This window comes from Chryseobacterium sp. C3, from assembly GCF_014218905.1.
In the GTDB taxonomy this organism is placed as follows: Bacteria; Bacteroidota; Bacteroidia; order Flavobacteriales; family Weeksellaceae; genus Chryseobacterium; species Chryseobacterium mucoviscidosis.
On record NZ_JACLCU010000009.1, the window covers coordinates 17,153 to 40,625 of the forward strand.

Sequence of the window (23,473 nt, forward strand, 5' to 3'; positions counted from 1 at the left end):
ATGAAATATTTTGTAATAATTTTATCCTTGTTTTCATGTAAATACTGCTCTCAACAACCTTCTAATAATGTTAAAAAAGAAGTTGTTTTGGTAGGAACTGCTCTTGATTTTAAAGAAGGAGCTAAACTCCTTGCTGATGATCAAATGTATGATATTGATAATTTAGGGGGATGGCCACTTGGTGTTCATAATAAAAAAGTTATAGTTAAAGGTAATTTAGTTATAAAAAGATATAAAGTAGGGAGATTACTTAGAGATTCTTCAGGAATTCCTCCACAAGTGGGAAATATTCCTGAAGGTACTAAAGTTATTAAATATATAATACTTAATGCTACTTGGAAAGTTTATTCAAAATGAAAATTGCCCGATAGCACGGATTTGTAACTCATAGAAAAACTTATGGTGATACCCGATAGCGCAGATTTGTAATCCGTGCTTATAAAACAACAAAAACTTTGCAGATTGCAAGGTTTTTGTTTTTAGAAAGATTATTTTTACGATAATATAAGATTCATAAAGTAGAGAGAAAAGTAGTGAAAGAGGCAGAGAATTATTATTTTATCGTTGCAAGAAATTGTGCAGATTTAAATAGTATATTGAAGTAGGCTTTATGTGATATAGCCACGGATTACAAATCCGCTATATCCAATAAATAAAAGTATGTTATGATTATTGAAGAGTTTTTGAAAATAAAAAATCATCCTAATAGGGACGAGATAGGAATGCTTATGGATAATTTATATAATGAATTTAGAGGTGGGCGAGATCGAAAAGATATTTTAATACTATTAAATTCGGATATAGATTATATGAGATTTTATGGATGCGATATTTTGAATGAAACGAGAATAAATGATGTTAAATATGTAAATAAAATAATGGATAAATTATATGATATACTTGAAAATGATATATCTGTTAATAATAAAATTAGAGCTTATCATGCGCTATATGGTATATATTTAGATAATAAGGATGTCAATGGGCTCTATTTGATGTGTAATGAAATGAAAAATCATACAAATTCTATAATTAAAGAAGACTCCTTAACATTTCTTGAAAAATATAATCAGCACCTGAAAAACCCAATAGCGCGGATTTGTAATCCGTGCCTGTAATAGAACCGCGACATCCGATTAAAAAAGTGTTATGTAAGTCCCTTATAGAACTCTAACTAAAGGTTTTAATTTAGTTACCAGATATGATGTAGGATTTTCAAGAACCTATACTATTGATTTAACAAAACAAGTTAATAATGCTCCATCATCGATTGATAACTGACTTCAGAAAATATTAAATGTCCTCTTCAATTTAATTAAATTATGAAACGAAAAATAGGCTTAATTATCTGTTTAATAATTGTACTGATTTTTTTTCTTTTAACAAATCGTATAGATCATCAGAGTAATGCAAAGAGACTTGCAGAGGAACAATGTATTTTAGTAGTAGAAACACCACCTTCATCATATACCTCTGAAATGTTTAAAACTAAAGGCTACAACCCAATAACTAAGAAACCTTGCGAGTGTAATCACTATAATAGATGGTGGAGTTCATCTAAAAATGAAATAGCAGTTGGTGATACTATTGTGAAGAAGAAAGGCGAGTTGGTTTTTAGCATCCATAAAAAAGATAGTATTATTAGCCATAAATATAAGCTCTAATAATCAAAAAAACCGATAGCACAAATTGATAATTCGTGCCTGTAATATAAGAATCCGTCTCACAATTATTTGTGTGGCGGATTTAGATTTTGGGATAATTTATTTTCCTCAGGAAAAAGAAAAATATGCTCTGCGCAGATAATATACAGGCACAAAAAAAGCACCCTTTTTCAGATGCTTGTGTTTTTAGAATTATTCTTTTTTAAACTTCGTCGTCAGAATCGATGGTGTAAGATCTGCTTTTGAAGTCTTTGTCGTGTTTTTCTGATATTACATCCTCACCCTTCTCGTTAATGATGAAATCTGTGGACTCATTAAACATCTCCTGAAAACTCTTAAAATCTTCCTTGTAAAGGTAAATTTTATGCTTCTCGAATGTAGCTTCTCCATTCTCTCCGAAATTCTTCTTACTTTCGGTAATCGTAAGATAATAATCTCCTGCTTTCGTCTCGCGCACATCAAAGAAATAAGTTCTTCTCCCTGCTTTTAACACCTTCGTGAAAATTTCATTTTCATGGCGTTCCTTGTATTCACTCATTGTTAGATATTTTTTAATCTTGTTAAGAACAAATATAAAAGTTTTCTTTTAATCACAAAATTTTTTTTATGATTTATTTAACATTTGTGAACGATTTTGCTATGCGGTTACGGAATTGTTAATTTCGGTTAAGTTGAGGATTTTGTCGGCTCTCTGTGCGCTAGACTCTCTGTGTGTGATGATTATAGAAGTTGCATTACGGATTTTTCGGTCTATATTTTCAAGAATGTTCTGTTCTGTTTCAGTATCCAAAGCAGACAGGGAATCATCAAAAATAATGATATTAGGATCTTTAATCAGAGCTCGGGCAATACAGATTCGCTGTTTCTGACCTCCGGAAAGCATTACACCACGCTCACCAACCATAGTTTTGTACTGTTCCTTGAACTCAACGATATTTTTATCAACATCAGCAATTTTGGCATATTCCACCACTTTTTCATGAGAAGGTCTGTCGATGGCAAATCCGATGTTGTTTTCAATAGAATCTGAGAACAGATAACTTTCCTGAGGAATATATCCGATGAAATTTCTGTAGTTTTCTAAATTATGTTCTTTTAAATTTTTACCGTCAATTAAAATTTCACCTTCAGTCGGATCAATCAAACGGCAGAGAAGCAATGCAATCGTAGATTTTCCGCTTCCTGTTTTTCCCATGATCGCCAAAGATTCTCCGGCTTTCAGAGTAAAACTTAGATTATCCAGAGCTCTGATTCCCGTATTTGGATAGACATAAGAAACATTTCGGAACTCAATGTCGCCTTTAATTTCATATTTGTCGAAGTTTTTATTAACGATTTCAGATTTTTTATCCATGAATTCGTTAATTCTCTGCATGGAAGCTTCTGCTCTCTGATTCACCGAAGTTACCCAACCAACCATTGAGAAAGGAAAAATAAGCGTATTGATATACATGAAAAAGTCAGCAATTTTACCAATGCTTAATTCTCCGGCAATGTATTTCTGTCCGCCGATCCAGATAATGGCAACATTCAGCAAACCAATAACAAATAAAATAATCGTAAAGAAATAAGCTTCCGTTTTTGCCAGATCCAAAGCTTTGTTCTGATAGTCGGTTACCTTCGTACCATAATTTTTTTTGATATAATTTTCCCTTGCAAAAAATTTCACCACGCGGATTCCCGAAAAACTGTCCTGTACAAAAGTAGAAATCGCCGACTGGCTTTTCTGCATAATCTTCGATTTCTGATTGATGATAGAGCTTACTTTATAAATTGCAAAGGATAAAATCGGAAGGGGAAGCAAAGTCCAGAGCGTCATCGAGACATCCGTAGTAAGCATATAAATTGCGGTAATCACCACAAGAACAATAAGATTGGCAACATACATCACGCCCGGACCAAGATACATCCTTACTGCAACCACATCTTCACTCAAACGGTTCATTAAATCTCCGATCGTGGTTTGTTTGTAATCCGTTAAAGATAAATCCTGATAATGTCTGTAAATTTTATTTTTAAGTTCATATTCTATTCTTCTTGAAGCCACAATAATAGTCTGCCGCATCATGAAGGTGAAAAATCCGGTGAGTAAAGAACAGCCGACAATAATGGCAACATAGATTAACACCTGTCTGTTGAAACCTAAATTCCCGTTTTTCGTAAGCTCGTCCACAGATTTTCCTACAAACTGAACCTTATATATATTGAAAAAATTACTTGCAATGATGAATAATACTCCCCAGAACAACAATATTTTGTGCTTCCAGAAATAGGGGTTTAATGTTTTTAGCGCTTTCATAAAGTTTCACAAAATTACAAAAATCACCTCAGACTACGAATTTCATAAATTTTAAATTTCGTATCTTTGCACCCATAAAAAAGCTCTTTGAATGTTAGGAAGACGACAAATCCGTGAAAAAGTAGTACAGACTGTGTATTCTTATTACCAGAATCCTGTAAAGTTTGATGTGTTAGAGAAAAATATGTTTGCCGGAATAGAGAAAATCTATTATCTCTACATCTATCAGTTAAATTTCTTGGTTGCGCTGAAAGAACTGGCAGAAAATCAGATTGAGATCGGTAAAAACAAATACATCAAAACCGATGCTGACATTAATCCTAACCAAAAATTCATCAACAATCAAGTTTTAGTTAAATTGGAAGAAAACCCTGAGAGATTATTTTTCACAGGACAGCACAAGCAATTGAAATGGGACCTGCATGATGATCTTTTGGTAAAAACTTTCCAGAGAATGTCTGCCGGAAAGCGTTATCAGGATTTTATGAAAGAAGAAGGATATTCTTTTGAAGAAGATCAGAAGTTTATCGGGAAATTATTCTTAAGATACATTGCTGAAAACGATGATTTTCATGATTATCTTGGTGATAAAGAACTTTCATGGTATGATGATATTCACATCGCGAACTCAATGGTGCAGAAAACCATCGGTTTCCTGAAAGAAGATGAAGAAAGCCGTACTTTAATTAAAATGATTAAAGACGAAGAAGATAAAACGTTTGCAATGAAACTTCTTAGAAATACTTTGGACAGTTGGGAAAACAACGAAAAGAAACTGGAAGAAAGACTTGAAAACTGGGATCTTGAAAGAGTTTCTCTAATGGATAAAGTGATCTTATCAACAGCAATGGCAGAGCTGGACAATTTTCCTTTTACCCCTTCAAGAGTTATCATTAATGAATATATTGAGATCGCAAAAGTTTTTGCTACCGACCGTTCAAACATTTTCATTAATGGAATTTTAGATAAATATTGTAAAGATTTAAACAGAATATAAATTATCTTCATATGAAAAATACATTATCCATCATTGCTTTGTCTGTCATAGGCTTTGGATTCGTTTCCTGCAAAAAAGAAAATAAAGAGGTTACAGGAACTGAAACTGCTGCAACAGATTCTACTGCAGCTTCAATGCCTGCAACTTCGGGAGACTCTACTGCTGTAGCTCCGGTTTCGGGAGAAACAACTGCTGCTCCGGCTTCCAATCAGCCACTCACTACGGTTGCCCTTTCTGAAAGCAATTTTGATTTCGGAAAAATTAAAAAAGGCGATAAAGTAGAGCACATTTACGAAATTACCAATACCGGAACAAATCCATTGATAATCTCTGAAGTAAAGCCCGGATGCGGATGTACAGCTCCTGATTTTACAAAAGACCCGATTATGCCGGGTAAAAAAGGAAAGATTACTTTGCATTTCGATTCTACAAACTTCGACGGAAATGTTAACAAATTTGCTGATGTTTTTGCAAACGTAGAAAAAGCTCCGATCCGAATCAATTTCACTGCTAATATTCAACCATAAGATCATGAATTTATTATCCATATTTTTACAGGCACAGCCACAAGGTGGCGGAGGAATGATGATGATCATGATGGGAGTGATGGTGATAGGTTTTTACTTCCTGATGATCAGACCTCAGATGAGAAAGCAGAAGCAGGAGAAAAACTTTCAGGAAACTCTGAAAGTGGGAACAAGAGTGGTTCTTACTTCCGGACTTCACGGAAGGATTGCTCAGGTTCAGGAAGATGGTTTCGTTATTGAAACATTATCCGGAAAGCTGAAATTCGAAAAAGCTGCCGTTTCCAGAGAATTTACGGAAGCGCGTTTCGGAGATAAATCCAAGACTTCTGATAAAGCGGAAGACAAAAAAGAAATCGAAACTGAGAAAAAGTAATTTTTCAGTTTTTAAAATATTTCGTTTCGGCGGGGTGAGCTTTGCTCACCCCGCCGAAACTTTTTATATGAATACTTTTCGATTTTAATATCTGGAAAGATTATCATTCCTAGGAATCTAAGCCGCAATTATTTTTAACATAGGATTGTCATTCTGACCGCAGCGAAACGGAGAGAAGAATTCACCTTAATAATTTAACTCCTCAACTCAATCTTAACGGTTTAAAAAAGATTTCTCCTTCGTCGAAATGCCAAAATACATTAAACATATCTGTGTTTATTTGTGAAACCATTTGTGAAATTCGTGTTTAATCCTTTAACTAAATCTTAACGGTTAAAAAATAGATTTCTCCTTCGTCGAAATGACAGGAGAGCATTTAGCAATTGTGTTTATTCGTGAAAAAACATTCGTGCAATTCGTGTTTAAAAAAATCTCTGAAAATTAAAAGCGAAGCTCCTACCTTAATAATCTTAACTCCTCAACTCAATCTTAACGGTTTAAAGGATAGATTTCTCCTCTGTCGAAATGACAGGAGAGCATTTAGCAATTGTGTTTATTCGCGAAAAACATTCGTGCAATTAGTGTTTAAAAAATCTCCGGGAAATTAAAAGCGAAGCTTCTACCTTAATAATCTTAACTTCTCAACTAAAATCTTAATGGTAAAAATTAGATTTCTCCTTCGTCGAAATGCCAAAAGAGTATTTAGCAATTGTGTTTATTCGTGAAAACCATTTGTGCAATTAGTGTTTAAAAAATCTCCAGGAAATTAAAAGCGAAGCTCCTACCTTAATAGTCTTAACTCCTCAACTAAATCTTAACGGTTTAAAAATAGATTTTTCCTTCGTCGAAATGACAAAAATGGCGGTAAATCTTTGTGCCATTATTGAAAATATTTGTGTTGTTTGTGGTTTAATTTATCTTTGCCCCATGAATCAAAACACAGAAAAAACTGTTCTCATTTTAGGCGCGAATTCCGATGTTGCAAAACAGACTGTGAAACAATACGTTGAAAAAGGATTTTTCGTAATTGCCGCTTCCCGAAATACAAAATCTTTAGAACAATTTGTTTCAGAACATAATCTGAATTCCAAAGTGAAGATTTTATCTTTCGATGCTGTTGATTTTGATTCTCACCAGAAATTTTATGCTGAACTTCCTGCAAAACCTCATATTGTGGTGTATGCCGCAGGTTTTTTAGTGGATAATGAAACCGCTTTAACCGATTTTAAAGGAGCTCAGCAAATGATGCTGGTCAATTATATGGGAGCCGTTTCTATTCTGAATATTATTGCGACGGATAAAAACAATAAAAATCTGGAAAGAATTATCGGATTATCTTCGCTTTCGGGAGTCCGCGGGAGAAAAAGCAATTTTGTTTACGGCAGTACAAAAGCTGCTTTTGCCACGTATTTGGCTGGTTTAAGGCAGGAACTGGCTTCAAGAAATATAAAAGTCAATGCTTTGGTGATTGGCTACATTCGTACAAAAATCAATGAAGGCTTACAGTTGAATGAATCTTTAATGATGGAAGCTGATTATGTGGCAAAACATATCGTAAACGCAGAAAATTCTTTCACCATTGTTCCGAATTTCAAATGGAAAATCATTTATCTGATTTTGAAAATCTTACCAGAAAATTTGGTAGCGAAATTGCCATAATCATTTATTATCAATATTTACTTTTGGCAGCTTTAAAGATGTCATTAAATTATTGTAACTTTCTAAAAGTATTTGCTGATTTCCATGATGAGAAATTTTCAAATCTTCTTTGGTATTGCTTAAGTAAAAAGAATTTCCAGAATTTGAAATTTCCTTATTGAGGAATTTAGATTTCATTAAATCATTCATATATTTCATTAAAACCAATTGCTGAGAATTTGATAAAAAAATATCTTTGGTAAGCATTTTTGTTTGGATTATCGATCCTCTAGAGTCTCTTACTCCGCAATCAACCTTAAATTTAGTATAACTTAACTTTGGATTTCGATCTTCTGAACGATAAATTTTAATTAATTCTTCATGACCTCCCCATTCTCCACAATCGGGAAATTTAGATTTTATGAATATCGTATCTTCATTATTATAACTTAAAATATTCTCAAATGAATATTTAGTAAAGTTCGGTTTTTCTTGAGATTTATTTGAACAGCTTACTAAAGAAATTAGTACAAATAATAAAATTAAATTTTTAATCATTACTTTTAGTTTATACTAAAATATTAAAAATTACTCAACATCCCCCAACAATTCCAGCGCCTTCATCATATCAATTCCCTTTCCCAGAACAGGTTTAAACAAATCTCCCTTTTCTTTAATTCTGTCTAAAGCATTGTGAATGTTGAAATCTGTAGGTTGTAAGCCTTTTTTCAGTTCTTTCCATTCCAGAGGCATTGAAACGGAAGCTCCTTCTTTTGGCCGCAAACTGTAAGCACTTGCTAAAGTCTGTCCGGTTCTGTTTTGAAGATAATCGAGGTAGATTTTCTTGTTGTCACGCTTTTGTAAGCTTCTTTCCAGTGTCGTGAGTTTTGGCAATTTTTCATTGACTTGTTTCATTAAAAGGTGCGCAAAATCTTTCACCTGATCAAAATCGTATTTTCCGCCCATCGGAATATAAATGTGAATTCCCGTGCTTCCGGAAGTTTTGCAGTATCCGTCGATTTTTACAGTTTCTAAAACTTCATTTACCTGCAAAGCGGTTTCAATAACCTCATCAAACGTATTCTTTTTCGAAGGATCGAGGTCTAAAACCAGAAAGTCAGGGTGATCGAGATCGGGAAGTGAAGAGTTCCACGGATTCATATCAATACAGCCTAAATTGTTTAAATAAGCCAAAGTAGCTTTGTCATTACAGTAAATATAATCAATGTCTTTATCATTCGATTCCGAGTAAACCTTCGTTGTTTTAACCCAGTCCGGAATACTGTCACCGGCATCTTTCTGATAAAAGTTCTGCTCTTCGATTCCGTTCGGAAAGCGGTTTAGCGAAAGCGGACGGTTTTTAAGATGGGGTAAAATATACTCTGCAACCGACTGGTAATATTCGATGACATCGCTTTTTGTAATTTCATCTTTCGGAAAATATATTTTGTGTTGATTGGTTAGTTTTACTTTGTGTCGGTTCAGGGTAATTTCTTGCTCGTTTTCAGAAGATTTTATCTTTTTTGAAGTTGTCATTTTAGTCATTTTGGGTTGGGAAATAGTTTCTGTTTCTTCGGAAGTATTTTCAACATCTTCAGGATTTTTGTCTTCTCTGAGCGCGATAAAAACAGGATGTCTGAAAATTCCGTCTTTGGTAATTTCGGAATATTTTATTTCGCAGACCAGTTCAGGTTTTGTCCATGTTACCGGCATATTGGTTTTGGGTTTGATCTCGAAAGGTGATTTTGAGACCGTAATTTTTTCTAATTTCTGAAGAATTTCCTGAATCAGTTCACGGTTAAATCCTGTTCCTGTATGTCCGCTGTAGGTAAGCTTTCCGTCAATATATTTTCCTAAAATCAAAGCTCCGAAACCTTCTCTTGAACCGCGAGGTTCTGTAAAACCGCAAATAATGGCTTCTTCAGTATTGGTGAACTTGATTTTCAGCCAGTCGGAACTTCGGTGATTTTCTACATAAATGCTGTTGGCTTTTTTAGCAATCATCCCTTCAAGCTTCATCTTTTTCATCTGATTAAAAAATTCGATCCCTTTTTCCGAAACGTGATCACAATATCTGATCACATCGGTTTCCACTAAAGCTTCTTTTAAAAGTTCTTTCCGCTGAATCAAAGGAAGTTCTTCGGTAGAGTGACCATTCAGCCATAAAATATCAAAAACCTGATAGGTGAGAGCCAGATTTGGATTGTCACCGATCTGCTGAAGCCATTGGAAATTAGGTTTTCCGTTTTCATCGTAGGCAACAATTTCACCGTCAAGAATCATATGATGAATCTGATTTTCAAAATCCCGTGATATTTTTTCAAATTTTGAAAAGAAAGAGATCCCATTTCGGGAGTAGAAGAGAGTTTGATCGGTGCTTAAATCGGCAACAGCACGATAACCGTCCCACTTGATTTCAAATAGCCAATCTTCATCATCAAAAGCCCCTTCATGCGGTTTTGCCAACATGGGTTTGATGAAATTTTCAAGCCTTTTTTCGTCAACTAACGAATTGTACAGTTTGAATTTGGGCTTTGTTTCTGAGGTTATGACTTTTTTTTGCTGCTTTTGAGGCTTTTTTTTTCCTCTAAAAATTTTGTGACTTGAGAATTTTTTGCGGTGTTTTCTTCGGCATCATAATCACTTTCTGCAAAATTGTCTTTATGTTTGATTAAGAGCCATGAATTTTCTTCCGTATTTTTCATTTTAACCAAAGCAAATTCACCTTTCAGCTTTTTTCCGTGAAGGATAAATTTTAATGATCCTGCTTTCAATTCGTTCAATAACTCTTTTTCGTCAGAAAGTTTGGAATTGTTGTCAAGGGGTTCGTACGTTCCGCTGTCCCAGATTTCCACCTGTCCTGCTCCGTAATTTCCTTCCGGAATATTTCCTTCAAAGTCTTTGTAATCGTAGGGATGATCTTCCACCATCATGGCAAGACGTTTGTCTTTAGGATCTAAGGAAGGTCCTTTCGGAACTGCCCAGCTTTTCAGCACGCCATCCATTTCAAGACGGAAATCATAATGCAGTCGTGATGCAGCGTGTCGCTGAATCACAAAAATAAGCTGATCTTTGCTCTTTTTTGTTTTTCCTTTCGGTTCGCTGGTTTCATCGAATTTCCGCTTTTCGTTGTAATCTTTTAGAGCCATTATGATGCGTTTTTGGACTTGGTATTTTGTAAACTGGCTTTTAGTTGTGCCATCAGATCAATTACTTTTCCTTCTTTTGCAGGTTCGGCTTTTTTCGTTTTGATGTTCTTACCTTTCGCTTTCTGTTTAATGATTTTCATCAAAGCTTCAGAATACGTGTCTTTGTACATTTCAGGATCAAATTCCTGTGAAAGCTGTTCGATGAGGTTCACCGCCATTTTTAATTCAGCAGGTTTCGGAGCTTTCGCCGCCGGAATTTTAAGATCTCCGTAATCCCTGATTTCCTGTGCGAATCTCAATCGGTTTAAAACCAACACTTCATTGTTATAAGGGCGGATCATTCCGATGGCTTCACTTTCGCGCAGAACAAATGTTCCTACTCCCACCATTTCTGTTTTTGCCAGAGCTTTCAGCAAAAGGCGATAAGCATTTTCCCCATTTTTCTGAGGTTCGAGATAGTACGGATTTTCAAAATAAACAGAATCTACTTCACTTTCTTTTACAAACTGATCGATGGAAAGGATTTTGGATTTTTCAGGACTTGCAGCTTCATAATCTTCTTCATCCAGAATAATGTATTTGTCATCCATGAGGTATCCTTTTACAATATTTTCCCATTTCACTTCCTTGCCTGTATTTTCGTTCACTCTTTTAAATCTGATATTCGAAAAATCAGACTTATCAAGCATATCCAAATCCAGTTTGGTGGTTTCGGTAGCAGAATATATTTTGACAGGAATATTGACTAATCCAAAGCCAATGGCGCCGTTCCAGATTGCTTTCATTGTACTTTATTTTCAGTAAAACGTACAATGATTGTGCCGTGTAACTGTCGTTTGATATTTTAAATAATTACAATTGAGTTATTTATGTTTTTTTAGGAACAGGTTATGTAAGAAATACTCCGTTAGAATCCGGAAGTATAATATTACCTTTACTGTAACATTTATTTAATCACAGCAAGATATATCTGTAAAATTCTATGAAATTTAAACTAATCACAGTATTTTTTTTATTCTTATTTCAGACGTTGCTTTTAGCACAGAACGAAAAAGCTATTGATATTTTTAATAACAGAAACGAAGATTTAAACAAAGCAGTAAAAGATTTATCTGTATTAAAGAAATCTGCGAAAGCTAATGAAAGCCAACTGCTTCTGAATTCTTTACTGGCATTAACCTACATTACCAGAAAAGATTACGAATCTGCGAAAAAGTATATTACCGAAGCTGAAAAATTTTCTAATACAAATGGGAGTTCTTCAGGAGAAGCCTATTACAATTTTGCAACAGGAAAGCTGTACATGATCCTGGAGATTAATGACAAGTCAATAAATTACTTTTTAAAGAGTTTCAGACTTTTTAAGCTGAATGATAATTTTGCAATGGCAAGTGATGCAGGAGTCTCTGTTTTCTATATTTCCAATTATAAGGATGTGAAAATTTTGAATGAATCTCTTGAACTGGCGGACCGAAGCAAAGATGTGGGAGCAATTATTAATGCCAGATGCGGATTTGCCAATTATATGAAGAATGATTTTAATACTAACCGGGCTTCAAAATACAATTCGGATCAGCTTTTAAAATATCTACAGGAAACGGCAGATCTGATACAGAATGAAAATGAAACCACCCAGAAATTTGCTTTAGCATCATTATATTTTAATTACGGATATAATTTGCTTTTTTATAAGAAAAATCCGGAAGGCGATGTTTATCTTAATAAAGCATTAAAGCTTGCTAAAAAGTATAACTATCTGTCCATATACAGGAATTATTACGGTGCAAAAGGAGATATTCTTCTGGAAGAGAATAGAATAGATGAAGCTAAAGCTTTTTTTTATCGGGGATTGAAGGAAGCACAGGAAATGCCTTATCCGGATGCTGTTACTGAGCTTTTATTTTATGATGATCTGAAGAAAATCGCAGCGACTCAAAAAGATTGGGAAGAATTCTACAGGATCGACCAGCTTTTTCAGGCTGCAAGTAAGAAAGCAAACGATGAAAATGTAAACAAAGCGATACAAAACAGCATTATAAAATATGAAATGAAAGAGAAGGAAGAAAAAATAGAAACTCTGACTTCTAAAAATTTCAACCAGAGAATCTACATCCTGATCATGATTGTTGTGATTATATTAATGCTGATCATCTGGTTTCAGTATCAGAAGAATAATAAGCTGAAAATGCATCTTATTTCGGAGAAAAATAAGCAATTAGAGATTGAGAGAAATCAGGTTCGTAAAGAATTGATCGGCAGTGTGCTTCATCTTGAAAAGAAAAATGAAATTTTGAATAATCTTAAAGAAAAACTGATGGAAAAAAAGTCTGCCGCGCCTTCTGTCATAGATCATCAGATTTTTAAAGCGATAGACGAAGGGATTTTGGTAGATGATGATTTTGAAAAGTTCAGATCTAATTTCAATACCATTTATCCTGAATTTTTCAATAAATTATTGGATAAAGCCAACCAGAATCTTACTCAACTGGATTTAAAATATTGTGGTTTTATTTTGATGAAACTTTCCACTAAAGAAATTGCATCCCAGATGAATGTTGAGCCCAAAAGTATAAGAATGGCACGTTACAGAATAAAGCAGAAGCTTAATCTGGGGAAAGACGAAGATCTGGATCAGTTTATACAGCATCTTTCTTAGTTGTAATTGGTTTAAAATAAGCGTGTTAATTTTATTGTAGACGCTTTGTAGACGTTTTTAATTTCCTCATAGACACTTTATAGACACTCAAAATTGCTGTTGCTGATTTGCCGATAATATCTTTGCCGGGTTGAAAATAATTTTATTCAGAAATTTAAAAACTCAAAACATGAACAAAAAAGTTTTAGCAATTATTTCGTATATCACGCTTGTCGGATGGCTTATCGCATTTTTTTTAAGAGACAAATCGCAAAAAGACAGGCTGGTTAATTTTCATCTCAGCCAGAGTTTGGGATTGGCAATTGTTTCCACGTTATTTAATATTGCGCTGACGATCGTTGCTGCTATTGTTCCGTCATTGCACTTTTTAGGATACATTGGCTATTTATTCTTTATCTTAATGATTTTGGGAATAATAAATGCCGCAAATGAAAAAGAAACTCCACTACCGCTTATCGGTAATATGTTTGTAAATAAATTTTCTTTTATCAATTAAAAATTCATTTCTTCACAAAGACTGACAAATCTTTTTATTCTCTATAAAAAGATTTTCAGTTTTTGCAAAAGCTTTCTTATCGCTGATAAAAATACACCCATTACATCAACATAATAATCATCCTCATAAATGAGCGGAGAAAAAACCAATAGAGGTCAGAAGAAATTCAGACCTTTTTATTTTTATTGATCAGCAGTAATGTTGAAGGATTTAAATTGTTCCTTTTTATATTGCTTTTTTGTAGGTAAATTGTATAAGGGTTGTGTTGTATGATGAATTTACGGGAGGTGTGGTATTTTTAAATTTTTTTAAACTTTGCTTTCATCTCGAGATATAATAGTGTTTTATCAAGATTTTCTTTATCAACATTGGCTTTATCCAAAATAAAATTCATAGACGAGTTAGCTGTAATGTAAAGATATCGATCGTCTAAAATACAATAGGTAATTTCGTTCCAGATAAATTTATATTCAGATTTGTAATTTTTAAAACTAAAGTGATATGGGCTAAATTCCAAGAAGATATCTTTGGAGTTTCCTTCAAGATTTGAGATTTCACGATCTAATTTTTCATAAAAAGCCTTTTTATACTTTTTATATTGGGTCATATAATTGAAATATGTTGAAATTACAGCGACTGAAAGCCTAAAAAGAATCCTGCAAAAGTGTAGTTTTCGAAAATTATGGTAATAACTCCGAGTATGGTAAATAATATTCCCCAAAAAAGATTTTTATTGTTTTTCGTAAGGTTATTTTCCCAAATCCTTTTAAATTCATATTGATTAATCTGTTTTAAAATTTCCTCGGAGGAAGGTGTGTTGTAAGTAAGAATTTCTTCGTTCATGTTTTCAGATATTAGTTTTTATTTTTTCTGTGAATATAGATTTTTATGAATTATTCAGTATTTATGCTGTCGCTTTTTAAATAATCAAACTTATCTGTTTTGATGTCTCCAATGGTAGATTCTACGCTGTATTGTTTAGAAACAATAATGTATCTGTTCTTTTCATAGCAATGCTTTATAATTTCAACAGAAATCGATTCGTTGTTATCCAGATTAATAATTCCGCTAAAGCTTTCGCACCTGTAACGTCCCTCATCATTTTCGAAATGATCAAAAATACCTTTCATATCCTCCTGACTGAAAAATATGTTTTCAATATCTGCTGAAACAATAGTGTGTTTTCTCAATGTTCTTTTAAAATCATATTCTACGATTTCTTTAGCTACATAGAAGCAGGTTGAGCTAAATACAAGCAATAATCCTGAAATGTAAGAAAGCTTCATTATTTCTTCGTAAGCTTTTTCTTTTACGTTCGGAGGGTAATAAAGTATTTTCTTTATAAATATGAGTATGAAATAAACTGCACAGGCTATTCCAGAAATATATCCTAAAGTGGCTATTAGAGAAATTAGTGTTTTCATAAAAAAAGCGGAGAAAAAATCCCCGCTTCTAATTTATGCTTTTAAATTTAATTTAAGTTCCAGTTCGTCTAGCTGTTCATCAGCAATCGAAGAAGGCGCATCGATCATCACATCACGTCCTGAATTATTTTTAGGGAAAGCAATATAATCTCTGATCACTTCGTTTCCGTCTAGAATTGCTACCAAACGGTCAAATCCGAAAGCTAATCCACCGTGAGGCGGCGCTCCGTATTTGAAGGCGTTCATTAAGAAACCAAACTGTGCTTCCGCTTCTTCTTTGGAGAATCCTAAAAGATCGAACATTTTAGACTGAAGATCTTTATCAAAAATTCTGATGGAACCTCCGCCGATTTCGTTTCCGTTCAACACCATATCGTAAGCGTTTGCTCTTGCTTTTCCCGGATCTGTTTCCAGTAAATGAATATCTTCAGGTTTTGGAGACGTGAAAGGGTGGTGCATCGCGTGATAACGTCCGCTTTCTTCATCAAATTCCAAAAGAGGGAAATCAACTACCCAAAGTGGCGCGAATTCGTTTCCTTTTCTTAATCCTAAACGGTTTCCAAGTTCCATTCTTAAAGCTGAAAGCTGCGTTCTTACCTTATTTTCGTTTCCGGAAAGAATCAACATTAAGTCTCCTTCTTTAGCTCCGAATTTCTCAATAATTTTTGCTAAATCTTCCTCGCTGTAGAATTTATTTACTGAAGACGTTTTTACCCCGTCATTCTGGAATTTTACCCAAACCATTCCCGAAGCGCCGATTTGTGGTCTTTTTATCCAATCCACAAGCTCGTCGATCTGTTTTCTTGTATGATCTGCACAACCTTCAACATTGATTCCCACAACCAGTTCTGCTTCATCAAATATTTTGAAATCTTTGCCTTTTACTAAATCATTCAGTTCCACGAATTCCATTCCGAAACGGATGTCCGGTTTGTCGTTTCCGTATTTCTGCATCGCATCAGCGAAAGTCATTCTTGGGAAATCTCCGAATTCCTGACCGGTGATATCTTTCAATAAAGTTTTCGTCATTCCTTCGAAAACATTCATCACATCTTCCTGCTCTACGAAAGCCATTTCGCAGTCGATTTGTGTAAATTCCGGCTGTCTGTCGGCTCTTAAATCCTCGTCACGGAAACATTTTACGATCTGGAAATACTTATCCATTCCGCCGACCATCAATAACTGTTTGAAAGTCTGCGGAGACTGCGGCAAAGCATAAAATTGTCCCGGATTCATTCTGCTCGGAACCACGAAATCTCTCGCACCTTCCGGAGTAGATTTAATTAAAACCGGAGTTTCAACCTCAATAAATCCGTTGTCTGAAAGATAGTTTCTTACTTTCTGCGCCATTTTGTGACGGAAAATCAATTTATCTTTTACAGGATTTCTTCTGATATCCAGATAACGGTATTTCATTCTCAATTCTTCGCCACCGTCCGTTTCGTCTTCAATGGTGAAAGGCGGAAGCTGAGATTCATTAAGAACCGTTAGTTTTTCTACTAAAATTTCAATTTCTCCTGTCGGAATATTGGGGTTTTTGCTGACTCTTTCGATAACTTTTCCGGTAACCTGAATCACAAATTCACGTCCCAGTTTTTTAGCATTTTCCATCAGTTCCGCTGTAGAACGATCCTGGTCGAAAACAAGCTGCGTAATTCCGTAACGATCCCGAAGATCTATCCAAATCATAAATCCTTTATCACGGATAGTCTGTACCCATCCTGAAAGTGTAACTTCTTCATTAAGATTTTTAAGAGATAATTCTCCGTTTGTGTGCGATCGAAACATAATTATTTGTTTAAAGTTCAATGTATAAGGCTCAGATCCGAACCTTGAATTTTCCGTTGGCAAAGATAAGATTTTTGCAGGTTTTAAAAACAAAAAAACTTCCCGAAGGAAGTTTTAAATTATTTATCTCTAAAAAAATTAAAGAACCATTGCCATTGCAGACTGTTTATTTTTAACAGCGTAGTCTTTTGCCGTTTTGCCTTTGCTGTCTTTTGCCGCTTTTTTTGCCCCGAATTTCATCAGCATTTTTGCGGCATCCATATTTCCGGAAGCTGCTGCGTTCATCAAAGGAGTAACATCGCTACATGATTTATTTACGTCAGTTTTACTCACCAGATAATTGAACACATTTTTTTTGTTTTCTTTTACACTCAAAGAAAGTAAATCTGTTTTGGTACCATTTACCGTATAGCATTTTGAAAAATCTTCCTGGCTGAAAGCTTTCTGAAAACCTTCCAGATTATCGGTACGGAACGTATTCAATTGTTCTGCTGATAACTCCTGTGCAAATAATCCGTTGGCAAAAACAGAAAGTCCGAATAGCAAAGTTGCTGTAATTATTTTTTTCATAAAACTTGATTTATCTAAAGAATATACAAAGCTAAATAAAATTTTTCGATCAATGTTGCTAATTATTAATCCATTTCGTTGCTTTTTCCAAAACTTCGTCCTTATTGTATTTAATTCCGTCTATTGTAGGTTTTACTTCAACATCGGGAACAATTCCTATTCTCTGGGTTTCTTTTCCGTCGGGATAATAGATGCCGATTCCGCTGATCATGGTCGAAATATTTCCCGGGAGTTTTATATCAGAAACATTTCCATCGGCTCCTGCCGTTGTAGAACCGAAAACTTTTGCATTCGGTGCGGTTCTGAAAGCCATGGTGTGATATTCCGCACTGCTTTGCGTGGTTTCATTAATTAAAATGGCAATTTTACCCTCATAAGATTTTTTTCCGGTTCCCTGTGTTTTTAAACTTGGTGTAAAAGTGAAAAGTCCCGGCTGACTGTTGCTTGTATTCGTGAATTTTACGAAATCCGAGGATTCCGGTTTTAGCAGTTTTCCCATTTTAAAAACCACAAAATCTGAAGGATAGCTTCTGAAATCGATAACTAAACCTTTCGTATTTTTAATTTTTTCAAAAACTTCAGGAAGAAGATCGGCATTTACACTTCCCATATAAACATAAGCAATGTTGCCATCGAGCATTTTAAAAAACTCTTTTGGCTCTTTTTTTATTTTAATATCTGAATAAGCATAGGTTTTTATAGTTTTTTCTTCTGTTTTTCCGTCTCTTAAAATGGTAAGATTGATGGTTTCTGCATTGCTTCGCAACAATTTTCTCGAAATGTCCCGAAGTTGAGTAGGATAATTGGAAGCAGGAAGATATTTCAGCATATTTTTAATGATGTTGTCCATATTTTCACCATTAATTTCCGTGATGACATCTCCTTTTTTCAATCCGGTCTGTGTTCCTAAATTTTCGTCATAAAAGCCTTCAACCACAGGTTTATTTTCTGCAAAAGTTAATTTTACCGGAGAATACCTTTCGCCAAAATATTTTTCAAGCGATTTGCTGTTTCCCCAAATGTTGGCATGAGTGTCGTGAATTCTTCCGATCAGTTCCAGAGAAGCGAGATTGTATTCCGTTTCGTCTTTTGCGTTGATGAATTTTGGGATAAATTCTTTGAGCACGCCTTTCCAGTCTTCCTCGATGAGGTTTTTGTAAGGAAAATAATACTGAATCATGTTCCAGTATCTGTAAAGAGAAAGCAGTCTGAAACCTTCATCAGGATACTTCATCTCTCTGTAAGGATTTTCATGCCTGAAATCAGGATTGTCTACATTCGGAAAGAAATCGACGTAATAATTGACTTTTGGTCTTTTAGCATCTTTCAGTTGTAAAAGCAGCTCTGTAAATTCTTTCGAGAAGCCGGAATTGGTGATCCAGTCGAGATCCGGCTTGATCTTCACATTTTTAGGCTCAGAATTTTTTGCTGTCTGAAATTTCCCTAAACCTTTGATCCAGTCTGTTAAAATCTGATCTCTCTGTTCAGCAGAAGCATTTTCAGTTTTTTTATAAATTCTGAAAAGTTCGTAATCCCAGTTGTAGTTTCCTTCGGCTACGCTTGGATGATAATATTTCAGATACCCCCAGATTAATCCCAGTTTTTTAAGGTTTTCAATATTATTCTGATCGAGGCTGATGTTGGATATTTTAGAGCCTTTATCAAATTCTTTATCAAGCTCAACTTTCGTTAATTTTTTTTCGAAAATTTTAGCATTTTCAATGTCTTTTCCGTCAATGGAAACTTTTAAGTCGTCTACCCAGATTTTTCCTTTTCCTGAAAGCAATGCTCCTATAACAATTTGCTGCGTGTTTTCGGGAGACATATTAAGCGTAATTTCGTACTTTTTCCAGTCGTTTGTGCCTTTCAGACCAACGTTTTGCATATTGTTAAAAGCAACTTCAGGATCAATTCTCATCCATAATCCTGCAAATCCATCCGTTACATTTTCTGTTTTGAGATATCCGGAAAGCGTAATTTTTCTTCCTGCATAATTGTTGGGAAGTGTGTACATGATTGCTCTGAAGCCTTCTGTACCTTCAGATTCTATCACGGCAGATGCCTTTCCCTGCTGTTTTTCATTAAAATCGGAAAATACTTTTGCAGAATTATTTCCCATTAATTTCCATAATGCAGGAGAATTGTTTTCCGAGGTTTCAAAATCGAGATTTTCAATTTTTTGCTGGGCAAAAGAAGTCATTCCCCATAGAAGAAATGGGACGATGAAATATTTTTTCATAGTGATTAAATTTTTTTGTCAAATCTAAAAAGACAGATCTGATATTATTGTTTGTGAATATTGGTTTTAAGGAAGTTTGTGAGGTTTGGGAATATTTTTAACGAATTTTTTAGTTTTAAAATCTTAAAGAATATTAATTTTTATCTTGATAAGATTTCTAAAGAATGGGTATCGATATTTTTTTAATAAATATGATGTTCAGATTACTGTAACATTTTTATTATTTCCGAATGGCTGTACTTATTGGCATAGTAAAGAGCCGTATTTCCTTTTGCCGATTTTTGATTTTTGTCAACACCTTTTTCTAAAAGTTTTTGTGTAAAATCTGCATTTCCATATTTGGCGGCATACATCAACGGTGATTTATCATCACAAATTAAATGAAGATTAGCTTTTTCCTCTATTAATTTATTGAAAATTTTAGGTCTGTCCATTTTAATGGAAAGAGCCAATAATGAATATGAAGAATTTTCAATAGAATAACATTTATTAATCATCTCAGGACTAATAATTTTTTTAAAATTTGTAATGTCATCATTTTTAAACATCATTTTGATTTCCGAAGTAATCTCCTGTGCAGATATTGTAGCAAGTAACAGTAAAATAAATGAAGCGGAAAATAATTTCTTCATGATAGTATATTTTCAAGGTTTATATTCAATTAAGTCTCCCGGTTGGCAATCCAGAACTTTACAGATGGCTTCCAAAGTTGAAAGTTTTATAGCTTTAGCCTTCCCTGTTTTTAAAATAGAAAGATTAGCTTGTGTGATGCCAATTTTTTCGGCAAGTTCCTGAGACTGCATTTTGCGTTTGGCGAGCATTACGTCTACGTTAATAATAATTGGCATAATTTAGATGGTAAGTTCGTTTTCTTCCTGAATGTTTTTAGCCTTTTGAAAAATTTCTTTAATAAAAATTAAAATCAGACCAAAAAGAAGATAGAAGAAAGGTGGAGTTAAATCATAAGAATTATAGTATTTACTAAAACCATTCGTAACATCTATCAATAAGATTGCGATACCGAATATAATTAATCCAAATCCTGCAAATTTCAAATCTTTTACAATATCAGCTGTGAAAAAATTATCCTTAGAAAGCTTGAGAGTTATGCGAAGTGCATAAAAGAGAATATAGCTGAAAGAAATTATGCCTGTTAAAGCCAAAAGAATTCCTTCGGTTGAGTTTTCTGTAGACAGACACATTTTGGAGAATGGATACTTAAACTGAATAATTTCTGAAGCAATAGTTTCATTATTATTTGGAACCTCCCAATTGCTTTTCCATATGAAACGATTTTCACTTCCTGAAAAAATATAAAATCCTATTAAACCTGTGATCCATAAAGAACTCATGATAAAGCCAATAACGTATATGGCAAATGGTATTCTAAGCCAGTATAAAAGAGAATTTGTGCCTATTATTTTCATATTTTGTTGAAGTTTTAAATTGTTAAATCTACTTGTTCCTGGAGTTCCAGTCCTTTTTTGAAGAATTCGACGATGAATAATATTAAGGCTCCGAAAAATAAGAATATTACAACAGAATACATTACCGCAAAGAAACTTTTTACCGTAAAAGGAACGATAGCCAATGTAATGGCTGTATAAATAATATTAAGCCAGCCGAACCTTTTCAGCCAAAGTAAAGCATTAGCATTGAACACATTTTCTTTGCTGATTTCTCGTAAAAATTTATAACTGATGATAAAAAGAAGGGTTATAAAAATTTCGTTGAAAATATGACTCAGCACACTTCCCGGATTAAAAAGTCCAGTAAGAAGATTCTGCTCGGTGAAAGGAATAAAGAACTTAAATTTCATCATATATTCCATCGGTTGTGTCCATTCATTCTTAGACCAGCCTACATCTGTTCCAATGATAAAAAAATCTGAAAGAATATTATTGCCTGTCTTGAAATTATAAAAAGAAACAGCAAAACCAATGGTAATGTAAATAAGCTGAAGAGCAAAAAAAGCTGCCAGAAATAAAAGCAGATAACTGATGTATTGTGAAACAGAATTCTTCCCGATAATTTTCATGAGTTTGTTATTTTATTATTGCAAATATATAATTATTTATTGTTTTACGATAAAAAATTATTGAATTTTTTATTTTTTATTTTTCTGAGTTGATAAATGCGCTTCGACTGATCTGTTCAGAATCTTTTTCATAAACTTTCCATAAGCCAGGTTATAATCATTTTTGAATCTATATTTTTGCGGAATATAAAACCGAATCCATGTCAGAATATTTCAATTTTCTTAAAAAAGCGCTAAGCGGTGAAGAAGTAGATTACACTAAAGCAACGATACGAAGCGCGGTTCTTCTTCTCGCCATTCCCATGATGCTGGAAATGGCAATGGAATCTGTATTCGCATTGGTGGATCTGTATTTTGTAGGTCATCTTAAAGAAAGCGGATTTGCAATACAGACAGTGGGATTAACAGAATCTGTACTTTCCGTGATGTATTCCATCGCAATCGGGATGAGTATGGCGGCAACAGCCATGGTAGCAAGAAGAGTGGGGGAGAAAAATCCCGAACAGGCTTCAAGAAGTGCTGCACAGGTTTTACTGGTCTCTTTTGCCATTACTTTTCTATTGAGTCTGCTTGGAGTGATCTACGCTGAGGAAATTTTAATTCTGATGGGTTCAAAGCCCGAAGCAGCAGCATACGGAAAAGAATTCACAAGAATTATGATGGGAAGCAGTGTCATCATCATGCTTTTATTCTTAATCAACGGAATTTTTCGTGGCGCCGGAAATGCTGCCATTGCAATGAAATCTCTCTGGATCGCTAATATTGCCAATATAATTTTATGTCCGCTTTTAATCAAAGGTTTTGGTCCGGTTCCGGCAATGGGATTAACGGGAGCAGCTTTGGCAACGACCATCGGCAGAAGTATTGGAGTGATCTATCAATTGTATCATCTTTTGATTGCAGATACGCAGATCAGAATTCAGTCAAAATATTTTAAACCCGACTTTGAAATCATTAAATCGGTTATCAAAATTGCAACTCCCGGAATTTTTCAGTTTGTAATTGCTTCCTGCAGTTGGATTTTTCTGGCTCAACTGGTCGCAACAACCGGCGGAGAAAATGCTTCCGCAGGGTATCAGACAGCTTTACGTTTAATGATGTTCTTTTTGCTTCCGGCTTGGGGATTAAGCAACGCCGCATCAACGTTAGTCGGACAAAATATGGGAGCCAACGAAATGTTGAGAGCAGAACAGTCCGTTATGAAAACTGTAAAGTATAATGTGATCTTTATGGTAACCGTAAGTGTTATTTTCTTTTTTATGGGAGATTTTTTAGTCGGATTTTTCACTAACGAATCTGAAATTAAGACTATTGCTACCAATGCTTTGCATATTATGGCGGTAGGATTTATTTTCTACGGAATAGGAATGGTGATGATTAATGCTTTTAACGGAGCAGGAGATACCTGGACTCCGACTTGGGTTAATTTGTGCGGATTCTGGCTGTTCCAGATTCCTTTAGCGTATTTTCTTTCAAAATATTTCGGAATGGGACCGAAAGGTGTCTTTATATCGATTCCCGTAACCGAAACTTTAATCACCATCGTTGCTTTTATACTGTTTAAAAAAGGAAAATGGAAAACGGTAAAAGTGTAAAAAGTATGGATGCTAGGTTT

At 34.3% G+C, this 23,473-nt stretch carries 26 protein-coding genes; 10 read left to right on the forward strand and 16 right to left on the reverse strand.

Annotation, left to right across the window (positions count from 1 at the left end; all coding sequences use genetic code 11):
• The 3 genes from H6W53_RS18250 to H6W53_RS18260 all read left to right on the forward strand — a co-directional run bounded on the left by H6W53_RS18250 (position 1) and on the right by H6W53_RS18260 (position 1,664).
• Positions 1 to 357, forward strand: a complete 357-nt coding sequence (locus tag H6W53_RS18250) for a hypothetical protein (RefSeq protein ID WP_123956608.1) — start codon at positions 1 to 3, stop codon at positions 355 to 357.
• Positions 358 to 665: 308 nt separating this feature from the next.
• Positions 666 to 1,118, forward strand: a complete 453-nt coding sequence (locus tag H6W53_RS18255; protein ID WP_185208839.1) for a hypothetical protein — start codon at positions 666 to 668, stop codon at positions 1,116 to 1,118.
• Between the two features lie 204 nt (positions 1,119 to 1,322).
• Positions 1,323 to 1,664 (forward strand): hypothetical protein, encoded by a 342-nt coding sequence (locus H6W53_RS18260; RefSeq protein WP_185208840.1) that lies wholly within the window; start codon positions 1,323 to 1,325, stop codon positions 1,662 to 1,664.
• A gap of 202 nt (positions 1,665 to 1,866) precedes the next feature.
• Here the strand turns inward: H6W53_RS18260 and H6W53_RS18265 are convergent, their stop codons facing one another.
• Both H6W53_RS18265 and H6W53_RS18270 read right to left on the reverse strand, forming a co-directional pair.
• Positions 1,867 to 2,202, reverse strand: a complete 336-nt coding sequence (locus H6W53_RS18265) for a DUF3276 family protein (RefSeq protein ID WP_002976288.1) — start codon at positions 2,200 to 2,202, stop codon at positions 1,867 to 1,869.
• A 99-nt stretch (positions 2,203 to 2,301) separates the two neighbouring features.
• Positions 2,302 to 3,963, reverse strand: a complete 1,662-nt coding sequence (locus tag H6W53_RS18270) for an ABC transporter ATP-binding protein (protein ID WP_185208841.1) — start codon at positions 3,961 to 3,963, stop codon at positions 2,302 to 2,304.
• 91 nt (positions 3,964 to 4,054) lie between these two features.
• Between H6W53_RS18270 and nusB the strand changes: the two genes are divergently transcribed.
• The 4 genes from nusB to H6W53_RS18290 all read left to right on the forward strand — a co-directional run bounded on the left by nusB (position 4,055) and on the right by H6W53_RS18290 (position 7,519).
• Complete coding sequence (nusB, locus tag H6W53_RS18275; RefSeq protein ID WP_185208842.1) at positions 4,055 to 4,960, forward strand: transcription antitermination factor NusB; 906 nt, start codon at positions 4,055 to 4,057, stop codon at positions 4,958 to 4,960.
• 11 nt (positions 4,961 to 4,971) lie between these two features.
• Positions 4,972 to 5,487 carry a DUF1573 domain-containing protein gene (locus H6W53_RS18280; protein ID WP_185208843.1) on the forward strand — a complete coding sequence of 172 codons (516 nt, stop codon included), beginning with the start codon at positions 4,972 to 4,974 and terminating at the stop codon, positions 5,485 to 5,487.
• 4 nt (positions 5,488 to 5,491) lie between these two features.
• A complete protein-coding gene (gene yajC, locus H6W53_RS18285; protein ID WP_185208844.1) occupies positions 5,492 to 5,860 on the forward strand; it encodes a preprotein translocase subunit YajC in 369 nt (122 codons plus the stop codon).
• A 927-nt stretch (positions 5,861 to 6,787) separates the two neighbouring features.
• A complete protein-coding gene (locus H6W53_RS18290) occupies positions 6,788 to 7,519 on the forward strand; it encodes an SDR family NAD(P)-dependent oxidoreductase (protein ID WP_185208845.1) in 732 nt (243 codons plus the stop codon).
• Here the strand turns inward: H6W53_RS18290 and H6W53_RS18295 are convergent, their stop codons facing one another.
• The 4 genes from H6W53_RS18295 to H6W53_RS18310 form a co-directional block, all read right to left on the reverse strand.
• Positions 7,520 to 8,056: a hypothetical protein gene (locus H6W53_RS18295; protein ID WP_185208846.1), complete on the reverse strand. Its 537-nt coding sequence runs from the start codon at positions 8,054 to 8,056 to the stop codon at positions 7,520 to 7,522.
• A 30-nt stretch (positions 8,057 to 8,086) separates the two neighbouring features.
• Positions 8,087 to 9,967, reverse strand: a complete 1,881-nt coding sequence (ligD, locus tag H6W53_RS18300) for a DNA ligase D (RefSeq protein WP_185208847.1) — start codon at positions 9,965 to 9,967, stop codon at positions 8,087 to 8,089.
• 77 nt (positions 9,968 to 10,044) lie between these two features.
• Positions 10,045 to 10,647, reverse strand: coding sequence for a DNA polymerase ligase N-terminal domain-containing protein (locus tag H6W53_RS18305; protein ID WP_185208848.1), 603 nt, complete (start codon positions 10,645 to 10,647; stop codon positions 10,045 to 10,047).
• On the reverse strand, positions 10,647 to 11,432 hold the full coding sequence (locus H6W53_RS18310) for a Ku protein (protein WP_185208849.1): 786 nt from the start codon (positions 11,430 to 11,432) through the stop codon (positions 10,647 to 10,649). The genes H6W53_RS18305 and H6W53_RS18310 overlap by 1 nt, the downstream gene beginning before the upstream one ends.
• Before the next feature lie 197 nt (positions 11,433 to 11,629).
• Here H6W53_RS18310 and H6W53_RS18315 point away from each other — a divergent pair, with 197 nt between their 5' ends.
• On the forward strand, positions 11,630 to 13,303 hold the full coding sequence (locus H6W53_RS18315) for a helix-turn-helix transcriptional regulator (protein ID WP_185208850.1): 1,674 nt from the start codon (positions 11,630 to 11,632) through the stop codon (positions 13,301 to 13,303).
• Between the two features lie 169 nt (positions 13,304 to 13,472).
• Positions 13,473 to 13,799, forward strand: a complete 327-nt coding sequence (locus tag H6W53_RS18320) for a DUF4870 domain-containing protein (RefSeq protein ID WP_185208851.1) — start codon at positions 13,473 to 13,475, stop codon at positions 13,797 to 13,799.
• A gap of 298 nt (positions 13,800 to 14,097) precedes the next feature.
• Here the strand turns inward: H6W53_RS18320 and H6W53_RS18325 are convergent, their stop codons facing one another.
• The 10 genes from H6W53_RS18325 to H6W53_RS18370 all read right to left on the reverse strand — a co-directional run bounded on the left by H6W53_RS18325 (position 14,098) and on the right by H6W53_RS18370 (position 21,858).
• Positions 14,098 to 14,406: a hypothetical protein gene (locus tag H6W53_RS18325; RefSeq protein WP_185208852.1), complete on the reverse strand. Its 309-nt coding sequence runs from the start codon at positions 14,404 to 14,406 to the stop codon at positions 14,098 to 14,100.
• A gap of 20 nt (positions 14,407 to 14,426) precedes the next feature.
• A complete protein-coding gene (locus H6W53_RS18330; protein ID WP_185208853.1) occupies positions 14,427 to 14,642 on the reverse strand; it encodes a hypothetical protein in 216 nt (71 codons plus the stop codon).
• Positions 14,643 to 14,692: 50 nt separating this feature from the next.
• Positions 14,693 to 15,223 (reverse strand): hypothetical protein, encoded by a 531-nt coding sequence (locus tag H6W53_RS18335; protein ID WP_185208854.1) that lies wholly within the window; start codon positions 15,221 to 15,223, stop codon positions 14,693 to 14,695.
• Positions 15,224 to 15,256: 33 nt separating this feature from the next.
• On the reverse strand, positions 15,257 to 17,011 hold the full coding sequence (aspS, locus tag H6W53_RS18340; protein ID WP_185208855.1) for an aspartate--tRNA ligase: 1,755 nt from the start codon (positions 17,009 to 17,011) through the stop codon (positions 15,257 to 15,259).
• Between the two features lie 138 nt (positions 17,012 to 17,149).
• On the reverse strand, positions 17,150 to 17,581 hold the full coding sequence (locus H6W53_RS18345; protein WP_185208856.1) for an ankyrin repeat domain-containing protein: 432 nt from the start codon (positions 17,579 to 17,581) through the stop codon (positions 17,150 to 17,152).
• A 58-nt stretch (positions 17,582 to 17,639) separates the two neighbouring features.
• Positions 17,640 to 19,820 carry a S41 family peptidase gene (locus tag H6W53_RS18350; RefSeq protein ID WP_185208858.1) on the reverse strand — a complete coding sequence of 727 codons (2,181 nt, stop codon included), beginning with the start codon at positions 19,818 to 19,820 and terminating at the stop codon, positions 17,640 to 17,642.
• 203 nt (positions 19,821 to 20,023) lie between these two features.
• The gene (locus H6W53_RS18355) at positions 20,024 to 20,452 is read right to left on the reverse strand and encodes an ankyrin repeat domain-containing protein (RefSeq protein ID WP_185208860.1); all 429 of its coding nucleotides are present in this window, start codon (positions 20,450 to 20,452) and stop codon (positions 20,024 to 20,026) included.
• A gap of 12 nt (positions 20,453 to 20,464) precedes the next feature.
• Complete coding sequence (locus H6W53_RS18360) at positions 20,465 to 20,668, reverse strand: helix-turn-helix domain-containing protein (protein WP_185208862.1); 204 nt, start codon at positions 20,666 to 20,668, stop codon at positions 20,465 to 20,467.
• Positions 20,669 to 20,671: 3 nt separating this feature from the next.
• On the reverse strand, positions 20,672 to 21,247 hold the full coding sequence (locus H6W53_RS18365) for a DUF2975 domain-containing protein (RefSeq protein ID WP_185208864.1): 576 nt from the start codon (positions 21,245 to 21,247) through the stop codon (positions 20,672 to 20,674).
• Positions 21,248 to 21,261: 14 nt separating this feature from the next.
• Positions 21,262 to 21,858, reverse strand: coding sequence for a DUF2975 domain-containing protein (locus tag H6W53_RS18370; protein ID WP_185208866.1), 597 nt, complete (start codon positions 21,856 to 21,858; stop codon positions 21,262 to 21,264).
• A gap of 200 nt (positions 21,859 to 22,058) precedes the next feature.
• Here H6W53_RS18370 and H6W53_RS18375 point away from each other — a divergent pair, with 200 nt between their 5' ends.
• Entirely contained in the window at positions 22,059 to 23,453 is a 1,395-nt protein-coding gene (locus H6W53_RS18375; protein ID WP_185208868.1) for an MATE family efflux transporter, read from the forward strand.
• The last annotated feature ends 20 nt before the right edge of the window (positions 23,454 to 23,473 follow it).